The following is an 11,548-nucleotide window of genomic DNA, read 5'->3' as shown; positions in this document are numbered from 1 at the left end:
CTAAGTAGGTTGGCTGTTAGAACTCAATCTGTACGAGTGCCCACACAGATGATTGCTTTATATTGTTAAAGAACGTTTTGAGTCGCTTTAGCGCCTCAAGGGATGCGAATAATACACCCTTTATTTTCCGAGTCAACACTTAGTTTTAAACTTTCTTTCGACAATTTAAAACCGAAGTTTTATTTAACTCTCTGAGTAGTTCGTGCCTCGCTATGCGTTGTCCGCTGCGCGTCGCCATATCCCGTCTCAGTGGGGTCGCATTATAGGGAGATTCGAGCGGGGGTCAATGTTTTATTTCAGCTTTTTGACAATTAAATGAATTTAGTATGAAAGCTATACAAATAAAGGGCTGCGGGGCTTTTTTTGCCTATTAAACCACCAATATATGAGCAGTTAAACTATGTGCATACATAAAACTACAATATTAGGTGCGTTAGGCTAAGCCAACTACAGTTTTTAGTTGGCGTTTAATAAAGTCTTACGTATACCGTTAATTAAAAACTATAATTAAAGCCTGCGTAATAGCGTCGCCCTGAATAGCTTGTATTAAGTAACCGTGCATCTGTATCATCACCTAAACGCGTTACCGATTCCGACTTAGTTAAATTAATAACAGCAGCTGTTAAGCTTAGCCCTTCATACAAATTAACCGATGCATTAACATCAACCTGTTCGTACGGATCTTGATATACATTTAAACCACTATTAAGGCCTAATACTGTCTCCCCTCGTTTGTTATATGAAGCGCGCACATTAAAAGCGTCACCTTCATAATAAACAGAGGTGTTGTACTGATACTTTGCACTGCCTATTAATGCCGATTGACCAAACTCTTTACCATTTACGGTTACATCTGCTTTGTTAGTTTTGTTATAAGTGTAGTTTGCGTAAAAACCAAAACCATTATCAAACGCATGCTGAATAAATACTTCCGCGCCTTTAGATATTGCATCGGTACCATTACCTACAGTGCTATACGGAGCTATATTAATGGTTCCTGCATCTACTATATTATTTTTACCGGCAAAGTTTTGCTCTACGTCGATCACCAGTGGCACAACAAAGTTATCTACTTTCTTATGAAAAAGTGCCAATCCAACCGCAGAACCCTTTGCATAATAATACTCAATAGATAAATCAGCTTGCACCGATTCAAATGGCTTCAAGTTTTTATTACCACCACTGCCGCTAAAACCTGGCTGTTCATTAAATGCAGCTCTATCATTTGCCCATTCATCCGATACGAACGTAATACGCTGCTGCGCACCTAAATCGCTGTAATCAGGACGAGACATTACTTTTGCTATTGCCCCACGAATAACTAAATCGTCAGTTGCATCCCACGCTATATTAAAGCTTGGTAGTATTTGAGTGTCTTCGTTTTGCTGAGTGACTAATTGATAGTCTTCTACAAAGCGTGCGTCACCAGTTACTGGCTCGCCTGTTTCGTCATTTGTGTGATCTAATTGGTAGGTATATAAGTCAGTAGATGAAGTAAGTGTTTTTGTTTGCACAACACGCACGCCCAAATTACCTCTTACTTCACTAAACTCAAAATCGCCTTGAATATAAAAAGCAGATATTTTCTCTTCAATGTCGTAAACAAAGTTATCTTCAATACGTGTATAAGGTACATAGCTAGCAGTGACCATATCGCGATATTTATCCCAGTCGATACTTGGCATTTGGTTTATATCAAAACCACCAACAATATTACTCTCACTAGTAAATACATTTTGAGCTAATGGCATTCCACCATTCCATTGGTAGCTGTCGAAACGCGTAATACCTTGCTCGCTTGCTTCGCCCGCAGCAATATCAAAATTAGGATCTAAAAAGAAGGTATTGCCAGTTTCACGATGAAGCGTGGAGTTACGATATTTGACACCGGTTCTAATTGTTTTTAAAAAGCCCCAATCAACATAAAGATCCACATCAGCTTGGTAATAATCTTCTTCTAACTCACTGCGTACAAAACTTGAGTTTGAAGAGCCCGCATCACGACCGCCTCCAATTCCACTTTGCAAGTTAGCTAGTGTATTAGGGTCAATATTAAGTGATACATTATTTTGGTTGAGTGACCAGCCTGCCATTTGAGCAGCATTTTGAATAGCAGTGGCGTTTTCGCCCGCGTTTGAACTTTTATATGCAGCTTCCCTGCTTTCTTCCGGCCCCCCTTCTGATTTTGTATTACCCACAACAAAACGCGCTTTAAAATTATCGCCTTCATAAGTTAAATTAAAATCAAAGGTATCGGAGGTGGATTCTTCACATACATAACTGCCGCGCATCCACGGAAACTGCATATCACTTTCAATACCGCTTGCCATCGCATCGTATTGCATACCAGTAACAATACTTCCCGACTCATCAAGATTTACATCAGTTAAAAAATCAGAATTTAAAGACCACTCAGGTATATCAATCACAGATTCAGTCCTGTCTTGGCCGAGTGTAAAGCCAAAGTAATTAAATCCAAGCTCTAAACGATTTGTTGGTCGCCACTGTGTACTAACTTGAATTCCTTCGCGCTCACGTTTTTCGTTAAGAACTGAGCCTCGCACAACTTGTGGAAACCAAACACCATCGTAACTGTTGCCGTTTGCATCATTAATAGTATCCCAACCATTATTGTTATTAACTGCGTTACCATTTATATCTGTAGGTTGTCCACCGCCAGTGTAGCGCCATACATTTGCATCAGTTCCTCCCGAAAGTGTCCTGTTTGTTCGTTCCTGATAGGTATAGCCAACTAATACACCAAAGTTTTCGTTGTCGTTTTTCCATGAATATAAACCCGTAAACTGCGGTTCGTACTCTTTTGTAACATCAGCGTAAGTACTCTCTACATTAAATACACCTGAGTTTGCATCCATACTCAAAGGCTTTCGGCTATGCATTAATACAGTACCACCAACCCCTCCTTCATCTAAGCGTGCCTCTGGCGATTTATAAACCTCTACACTTTCAATCATCGAAGACGGTAACAAAGCATAATCAAACGAACGCGAAGGCTCTCCCGGAGAAGACGCAATAAAATTACCATTAAGCTGTGTAAAAGTTAGCGCCGACGACAAACCACGAATACTAACTGATGAACCTTCTCCGCCGTCACGCTCAATTACCACACCAGGTACACGCTGAAGAGAGTCCGCAACGTTTTTATCAGGGAACTTCCCAATGTCTTCCGCTGTAATTGCATCAACCACTGAGCCAGACATGCGTTTTACATCTAAGTTTTCGGCCATACTTGAACGGATGCCACGTACCTCTATTACTTCCATATCTTTTGTGTGCTGCGAGTTTTCGTTTTCTTGCGCTGCAAAAGCACACGTAGAACCCAAAGCAGAAAAAATTGATACATAAAGTGATGACTTACAAAACGTTGAAAAAGGGAAAGGGTATATACTTGCTACTATCATGTGAGAGGCTGTTCCATTTAAATCTGCTCATAAAACTAAAGCGAGAAGTTAGTCCTTTTACGCAAATTATTCACGTAATGGCAAAATTGTTCCCAATTCTACACAGCCAAACTTAACCGTTTGTTAACCAACAATATTAAATTAAATAAACGTCTCTTTTAACTGTATTTATACCTATTAAATGAAAGTTAAAACCCAGCCCACACATCAAAGCCGCTCTCAATTAATAAACTAAGAGCGGCTTTGTTGTATTTAATAGCTTAATAAAATAATTACGGTGCATAAATCATAGAGTGTATAGAAAAAACAAAGGGGATAATTAGGTGTGGTAGTCAGCAGCTTACATTTTAAAAAGCAAAGCTGCCGAATAATATTTAAAAAGTAGAAACCCCTAAAGATCAGATGACTTTTCAAATGTAGCAATAACCTCTGAAAGCTCGAGTAATGTCGGCTTTCCACCATAATAATTGGTATCTATATGATAACTATTACCCACCCAAAAAGGTGCTTTAGTTGAGTTATGTCCATGTATTGAAAAGTCGACTCCATGACTTTTAACTACCTTATTTTGTTTAACTACTTCGCGATCCCACAATAAAGATTGCACAATCACCGATTTATCATCAGGGTAATTTTCCCAATCCCACGATTGGGCAAATGTATGAGACAACCCAATTTTATAACCACGATATTCAAGTACTATTGAAAGAGGCTTAGTTAGTAACTCATCGCACATAACATTGAGCTTTTCACTCGATACCGACTTGTGCCAATTGCCACCATTGTCAGTCCATAATTTAAAAGCCGCTTCATCATTACTTAATAATGATTCCAACATTAAATGCTCATGATTACCTAATATCATACATGCCCTAATGGCTTGTAAGTATGTAAATAAGTCATATGTTTTATCCCCGCGATCAACAAAATCGCCTAGGCAAAACAAAGTGTCTCTTTCAGGATCAAAATTTACGTTATTAAGTGCGTTTTTTAAGGCCGGTAAATCACCATCAAGATCGCCAATTACAAATACTCGGCACTCATCATTAATAAATATGGCTTGTTTTGAAGATACAGCCTGAATAGCGTTAATACCTATATCCAAAATAGACTCCTATAGAATGCAATCTAAAACTTAGATTAATGCTTGAGTTTATAAAGCCTTAAGGTAACACAATATAGTTGATAATTAATGAAGGTAATAAGATTTGATTGAAACTAAAAATGCATGGCAGAGGACCTTAGCTACAACCTAAATAAGTAATGTGAGTAGTGTTTTTAGCCTAAATTAAAAGCTGCTTAGCAAAATACCTGACGAGTTATTTGCCAGTTACCCGCACAAATTTTTCTGCTAGATCGTCCAAATTTTCACGCTTATTCGGATCGGGCTTTATGCAGTCAATAGGGCAAACACTTACGCAAGTAGGTTTATCATAATGCCCTACACACTCTGTACATTTGTTTGCATCTATTTGGTATATTTTAGCGCCCATATAAATAGCCTCATTAGGGCATTCTGGGTCACACATATCACAGTTAATGCACTTACTATTTATGAGTAAAGCCACTTTTAAGCCCCTTCAATTAAAATCATTATAAAACATAAACATAGATTTAAATGAAATGTTTTTTGACTGCTTTTCATACAAGTGTAGTTCAATAAAAAACCTTTATTTTTTATTTAATCGTAGCACACATTCGTAACACACCATTTTATTTTTAGGTGTAAATTACAGCCGCGAATTATGCCTATTTTTCTCTGTTGCTTTGTTGATCTCAATCAATAAAAATCGCCGCGAGGCCTTTATTTATATAGGTTATAACAAAGTGAAGTACTCTTTATCAACGCTTAACAAAGCTCAATATACGAAAGCAAAACTAGAATGGAACCAGCTCAAACCGCCATTTTCTATGCAGCACATAAATCGGTGTGCTACGCTGGCTCAACACATCATATTTTTTGAAGAAAAAAGCACTTATAAACAAGGCTTTAAACCTAGTAGGACTAAAAGGTTATCGAAATACGAAGCGCAACACCATATTCGACTAATTTTCACCAAGTCTGGCGCTGCTATTTTCTACTCTAACTTCCCTAAATCATCTGGCATAGCTAATACCAAGTTAGGTGAAGCACCTGAATTAACAATAGCAAAAGCGCGTAAGCTCACTGCTCAAATGCAGGAGGGAGTTTTAAACAACCACACTGTCAAAACAGTTTTTGATACTTACGAGAAAAGCCTAATTGAGCGCCATAACAACGCACCCACCAAGTTTGCAGCTTCATCGCTCAGAACATATCAATGTAGAATAAAAAAGCTTAGGCATCATTTTCCGCTTAAGCGTGCATTCCAGTCTCTTACAGCAGGAGAGTTAGAAAAAATTGTAGATTTAATTATCATGGCAGAGTCCAATAACCAAGCAATCGAGCTTTTTGCACAAATTAGAAGAGTATGGCGATTTGCTAAAAACAAATTTAACTCAGGTAAAAACCCAGCAGCTGATATCGATGACTTTTACGTATCTGACCGTGTAGAAAGCCCTCGTCCTTGCCAAGTTTATACAGACTTAGATTCAATAGCTGAATTGTGGATAAACCTCGCGTCTGCACCAAATGTACATCAAAAAAATGCAGCTCGATTCATGATTTTGACAGGTATACGCCCTATTAATATTCCACAAATGAAGTGGGAGTGGCTCAATAGTATCCACTTCCCAACATTAATTACCTTTCCGGCATCTGTTGTCGGAGTTCGTGGAGAAATGAAAAACCAAAAAGAATATAAGCTGCCCTTAACCAAAGCCATGCGCGCCATTATTTTAGAGCAAAGAGCCTGGATGGAAAATGCGCTCCCTAACTGTAACCCTGTTCACATATTTCTTCAGCCTCGCGATCTTAACAAACCATTTGCTAAAAGGTCGCTGGACAAAATCATCAAAGATTACTCCCCTGTTGATGCAGTAAAAGGAGATAAAAGAAACATTGTTATGAAAGGATCTGCGGGAGCATTTTGCACAATGTGCCGAAGCTTTTTTAAATCCAACGCAAAAGCGATTATGGTTGCCAACGGCTATCATTTTAAACACGCAGAGGAACTCACCAGACTCGCGCTGCATCACCTCAGAAAAGAGGACGATCCAAACGGCTTGAATTATGATAAATCTGAAGAGCTATTTGGCACTTCAACAAAGCTCAAATTTAATGTATTCAAAATTCATGAAGCCAGTATTTTAAAAAGAGCGAAAGAACTCGAAAGCCAACAACTCAGACTTACAGGTATGCAAAGTAAACAAGCTAAAAACCTAAAAGAAAATAACGATAAAAAAGCCTTGAGAGATAGAATTAAAGCTCATTTAGTTCACAAAGGCAGTTATGTAAACTTCATTAATCAGCCACTTGGTGATACGGGCAGAGTAGCAAAAGATTTGATCTTAACCGAAGAAGGAAGAGCTGTCGTTGAGAGATATTTAAATTACCAAGAGGCCAAAGCAAAAAATAATTAAAAAAGTTTAATTTCGACTTACCAAAGTTTTTGTAAAAAAAATTAATTTCATACCATTGCCTTATTAGAGCGATACCTCATCAGTTATTTGATGATTTTAACTTTTTTAAGGCTTATGTATTAATGGCAACATCAGTATTAAATTCAGTAAAACCATGTGAGGTCACGATTAAAAGTCGTGACCTTTGCATGGCTGAATTTAATGCATTTAAGCCACCGTACAGTGACGAGTCAATGGAAGAGCTAGCCAGTCTTGCGACTATTATATTATCGCAGGATAAAGGAAGAAGGCTTTCAAAGTATCAGCTTAAAGATCAGATTAGAATTGTATTCCAGCATGATGGTATTATTAAATTTTTTACTCATTTTAAAAAAGAACATGGCATAAAAAACACAAAGCTTGGTGATTCTAATGATATGAGTTTTTCAGCAGCGAAATTAAAAGCGGCCGAAATATACAAAAAGAACACCTCTAATTACACATTCGAATTTGTAGTGAGTAAACAAATAGAAAACTTACAGGCAATTAATAAACATAGCCCTAGCAAGTTAGCTGACACCACAGTAACCACATATACCTCTTACCTTAATGCAATTCAAAATGCATTTGGTAAAAATACGTTATTTCAGACTATTACGCCTGAGAAAATAGAAACCACGCTTGACCAACTACTAACAGAGAAAAGTGGTCCGCATGTGGCTAAGCAATTCGAGCAGATGAAAAAACTGTGGGTGTTCGCAAAAAATAAATATAATAACGGCACTAATCCATTCCTAGAGATAGACAATAATTATATATCTTCTCGAACGGCGAAGCCTATTCCTTGTAAGGCATATACTGATATATCTCTAATTTCTCAGCTATACATAAACCTAAAAACAGCTAAAAATAATACATTAATAAATGCTGTTCTGTTGATGATGTTTACAGGGCTAAGGCCCATAAATATTTGCAACCTACGTCTATCGTATATAGATGATTTAGATAATCCTAAATTTTTAACGTTTCCTGAAACAACCCATACAGCTCGCGGAGCAATGAAAAACCAAAAAGAGTTTAAAATACAACTCACACCCGAGATGAAAAAAGCAATAAAGCAAGAGTTAAAATTAAACCCAGACATAAACCGCACCTACTTATTTTGCAAGGTTAAAGACGACTCAAAACCCATTAGTAAAGAGAGTTTAAACCGAGCACTTAAGTATCATGCGCCAAAAGACATGGTCGTGGCCTCGCGAGATAACATAAATATAAAAGGCTCTGCCGGAGCATATCCAACACTACTTCGCAGCTTCTTAAAATCGCACATGAAAGAGGTACTAACTAAAAAAATTGGGTCATCAACAATTGCTGAAATTGAGTCTAAAAAAATGCTCCATCACTCTGTTTTAGAGCACGATCCAATGAGTAAACATTATGACCACTCGAATAAAATATATAACACTGATATTAAAGCACTTTATAAAAACTTTTCCCTATTTGAGAAGGAAATACTTAAAGAAGTAAAAATACAGGCTAAGTTAAAAAACAAAACGACTAAAAAATCATTTTTAAAATTAGATTATTCAAATAATTTCATCGCCAAAGTCAAAAGCACAATAAGTGCTTATTCCACTATCTGGGGTAAGATAGTTCAGCAAACCCAAAAGCTTAAAAAGAGCCGCCCTTTGCAAATATTAGAGTAAAGCTTACATATTGCAATACAACTTTTTCTTTGCTTACAAAACCTATAAAGAGCTTTTAATAGGTGGTGCAGATTGATTTCTTATAAAAGCAGGGATATCAAAAATATCAGATGCTTTTGGCTTAGTGGCGACTACTTTAGAGCTTGACTCATTTGTAGTGTCATCAAGCATTGATGCCTAGCCAGTAAATTAATTTGTGCAATTGCGCATTCCATTTTAATTCGTGCTGAGCTATTGGCTGAATGAACGGCTATTGTCGGTGGTACAAAACCATCAATAAACACTGCCCGCTCAATCCAAAGTAAAACGTCATAGCCAGTGCCTTTATTATCATTTCCTAAATCATGATCAAGGCTGAGCTGTTTTACTTTGCCGCTCTTCAAAAATGCAATCACTTCGTCAGGCCAATAGGCTCGTAACCAACCGGCTGGTGCTTCTCTTTCATCATCTAAATATACATTCATAGGTTTATCTCACTGAAAAATGTATTCAGACTCTGAAAGCAATAACTAACAACCCTTTAAGCTATATAATAATAGTTATTTTTCAGATGGTGCTGGAACTTGATTACGTATAAACGCTGGTATGTCAAAAATATCAGAAGTTTGGGGTTTAGCTCTTGCAGCTGGCGATTGTTCGACTTCGCTACTAGGCGCTTTATTGAAAGGTTCAACAATCATCTTAGCACTTGCACCGGTTGCGATGATCAACAGCTCATAATTAGTTGATAAGCTCTCTATTTTAGAGACGCCACAAATAACTAACGCATTAGGGCTTACCTGATGGCGTACTGTATCGGTAATGAGATTATAACTGCCCAGAGAAATTTCATCTTTGCAATTAACTTGTATTATTACACCGGTACTTGATGACATATCTACCTGATTAACCAGCGGATTGTTAAGTGCCCCATCAAGTGCAGTAGTAAGCTCGCTTTCTTCATCGCATTTACCAACACCTAGTACAGCATCACCCTGGCAATCCATAATTTTGGCAAAATCATTCAAATCAACGTTGATCAAACCTTGAAAGCAAAGCATGTCTATTAATGATTTTATCAGTGAATGAAGTATTTGGTTGCTATGCTTAAAGGCGTCAAATAAACCAATATCATTACCTAGCACTTCAATCAGTTGATCGTTTGGGAGAGTAATAACAGCATTAGCATGCTCTTTAAGCTCATTTAAACCTGCTTGCGCTATATTACTCCTAAATTGCCCTTCACTACTAAATGGCAATGTAGCAACAAATATAATGGGTTTACCTTGCTCACTAGCAAGTTGAGCAATATACGGACTTGCGCCAGTCCCAGTACCACCACCCAATCCTGTTGCACAGAGTATTATATCACAGCCATTAATTAACGTTAAAAGCTGATCTTTACTCTCTTCCGCAGCCTGTAAACCAACTTTAGGGTCGGCGCCGGCACCATAACCATGAGTTAGCTCAGCACCTATAAGCACAGCTTCATCACTTTGCGTATGCTTAAGCACCACTTTGTCGGTATTAACACTGTACAAGTGCGCCTGTTCAGACTCGCGTTGCTCAAAAATACTGTTAAGCGTATTACAGCCGCACCCACCAATACCAAATACACCGATTGATAAACCATCATTTTGCTGAATTAATTGGAACATAACTACTCCTTAACTTTTAAAGGAGCATAACAAATAGGTGCGTCAACTTTTGACGCACCTAAGTTTGAAATCAATTAAAGATAGTTTGTAGTGGCCGCTTTAAGCTTAGAAATAATTCTTTGTCTCAGCTTTTCCGGCTTAATCACTTCAAGCCAATGTGCACATTTAAGCAACTCATCGGTTAATTGCTCGGTATCAATAGTTTGGTAGGTAAGTAATACGTTTTTTTCATCAATACTTTGCTTGTCAGTCAGCTCACCAAGCTCAATAAATCCTTGATTAACAGCAGAGTGTTTGGGAGCTTTTACAATAAGCTCAATACACTCTTGGTTCATGCCTTTATTAATAGCACTGCGCAACGTTTTTAGTTGTTCAGCACTCGGTTCTCTACGATTTTTTTGTAGTACATGTACATTACGAATGCGATAAACCGGCATTTGATAGCATTTATCGTGAAGCGACCCCACCATAAACTGCGCCATTAAAACGCCACCTTGTTCAACTAAATTATAAAAACTCAATTCAGCAAACTTAAGCCAATGTGCATCATCGTAAAGTACTCTAAAAAGCTCGGCACTCACAGCACGGTTGTGCTTAATTGCATGCTCAATTAGCTCAACTAACTGATTATCAATATTCACTTTTAAAGAAGGCTTAGGCAGAGTTGAAAGCCACTCAGGCACATGGCCATTAAAACGTTTAAGAGCCTGCTCTGCTTTGATATGCACTGACTGCTTAACGTCACTCGGGACTGATTGCGGTAGTAACTGCTCTAACAATAAATAATGCTCAGCCACTTCGCTGCTCATTCTTTTCGCGTTACCACCTCGCCACTGCGCATTGATAGACCAACCATAAGGTTTACTTCGCATATCTTTTTCAAGACCAAAACAACCTTGATCGTAAAGTGATTGCAGGTCACGCTGGAGCATGCGGGTTGATAATTCAACACCTCGCTGTGATAAATCATCTTGTAGCTGTTTGACTGAAATACTTAAAGGGCTGATAGGTATATATTCTAAAAGAGTTAGGTATCGAAAAGGTTTCATTTTTATTAGTCTTACCAGCTAGGACAAAATTATCTAATTTTCATAATGTGTTATTAATATCAATCAATTCAAATATCTAATTAAATTAATACATATCAAATAAACCTCTAATATAAATTTAAAATACTAAGGGCTGTTGATCTTTGTAGTACATATATCAATCAGCCCACATTGGTAGCCACATCATAGTAAATGCTAAAGCGAGCATTGAATGATAATTTCGTTCAAGCTTTTCATACCGCGTGGCTATCCCT

At 37.7% G+C, this 11,548-nt stretch carries 8 protein-coding genes and 1 pseudogene; 2 read left to right on the top strand and 7 right to left on the bottom strand.

The features are described from left to right. Nucleotides 1–494: 494 nt before the first annotated feature. The 3 genes from QL998_RS19225 to QL998_RS19215 all read right to left on the bottom strand — a co-directional run bounded on the left by QL998_RS19225 (nt 495) and on the right by QL998_RS19215 (nt 4,990). Entirely contained in the window at nt 495–3,422 is a 2,928-nt protein-coding gene (locus QL998_RS19225; RefSeq protein WP_182195114.1) for a TonB-dependent receptor, read from the bottom strand. Between the two features lie 391 nt (nt 3,423–3,813). Further along, nucleotides 3,814–4,527: a metallophosphoesterase gene (locus QL998_RS19220; protein ID WP_024603868.1), complete on the bottom strand. Its 714-nt coding sequence runs from the start codon at nt 4,525–4,527 to the stop codon at nt 3,814–3,816. A 214-nt stretch (nt 4,528–4,741) separates the two neighbouring features. Then, nucleotides 4,742–4,990, bottom strand: a complete 249-nt coding sequence (locus QL998_RS19215; RefSeq protein WP_024603869.1) for a YfhL family 4Fe-4S dicluster ferredoxin — start codon at nt 4,988–4,990, stop codon at nt 4,742–4,744. 259 nt (nt 4,991–5,249) lie between these two features. Between QL998_RS19215 and QL998_RS19210 the strand changes: the two genes are divergently transcribed. Further along, nucleotides 5,250–6,923: a hypothetical protein gene (locus tag QL998_RS19210; RefSeq protein ID WP_024603870.1), complete on the top strand. Its 1,674-nt coding sequence runs from the start codon at nt 5,250–5,252 to the stop codon at nt 6,921–6,923. A gap of 233 nt (nt 6,924–7,156) precedes the next feature. After that, complete coding sequence (locus QL998_RS19205; protein ID WP_290193297.1) at nt 7,157–8,608, top strand: tyrosine-type recombinase/integrase; 1,452 nt, start codon at nt 7,157–7,159, stop codon at nt 8,606–8,608. 131 nt (nt 8,609–8,739) lie between these two features. Here QL998_RS19205 and QL998_RS19200 read toward each other — a convergent pair whose 3' ends face one another. The 4 genes and pseudogenes from QL998_RS19200 to QL998_RS19185 form a co-directional block, all read right to left on the bottom strand. Beyond that, nucleotides 8,740–9,072, bottom strand: coding sequence for a cyclic-phosphate processing receiver domain-containing protein (locus QL998_RS19200; protein ID WP_024603872.1), 333 nt, complete (start codon nt 9,070–9,072; stop codon nt 8,740–8,742). Between the two features lie 75 nt (nt 9,073–9,147). Then, nucleotides 9,148–10,245, bottom strand: a complete 1,098-nt coding sequence (locus QL998_RS19195) for a cell division protein FtsZ (RefSeq protein WP_024603873.1) — start codon at nt 10,243–10,245, stop codon at nt 9,148–9,150. Nucleotides 10,246–10,319: 74 nt separating this feature from the next. Beyond that, complete coding sequence (locus tag QL998_RS19190; RefSeq protein WP_024603874.1) at nt 10,320–11,294, bottom strand: WYL domain-containing protein; 975 nt, start codon at nt 11,292–11,294, stop codon at nt 10,320–10,322. A gap of 157 nt (nt 11,295–11,451) precedes the next feature. Continuing rightward, a pseudogene (locus tag QL998_RS19185) lies at nt 11,452–11,548 on the bottom strand (IS5/IS1182 family transposase); the annotation flags it as partial.

Origin of the sequence: Pseudoalteromonas sp. APC 3691 (assembly GCF_030408135.1) — a bacterium.
Classification (GTDB): Bacteria; Pseudomonadota; Gammaproteobacteria; order Enterobacterales; family Alteromonadaceae; genus Pseudoalteromonas.
This window is presented reverse-complemented; position numbering and strand designations above follow the sequence as displayed.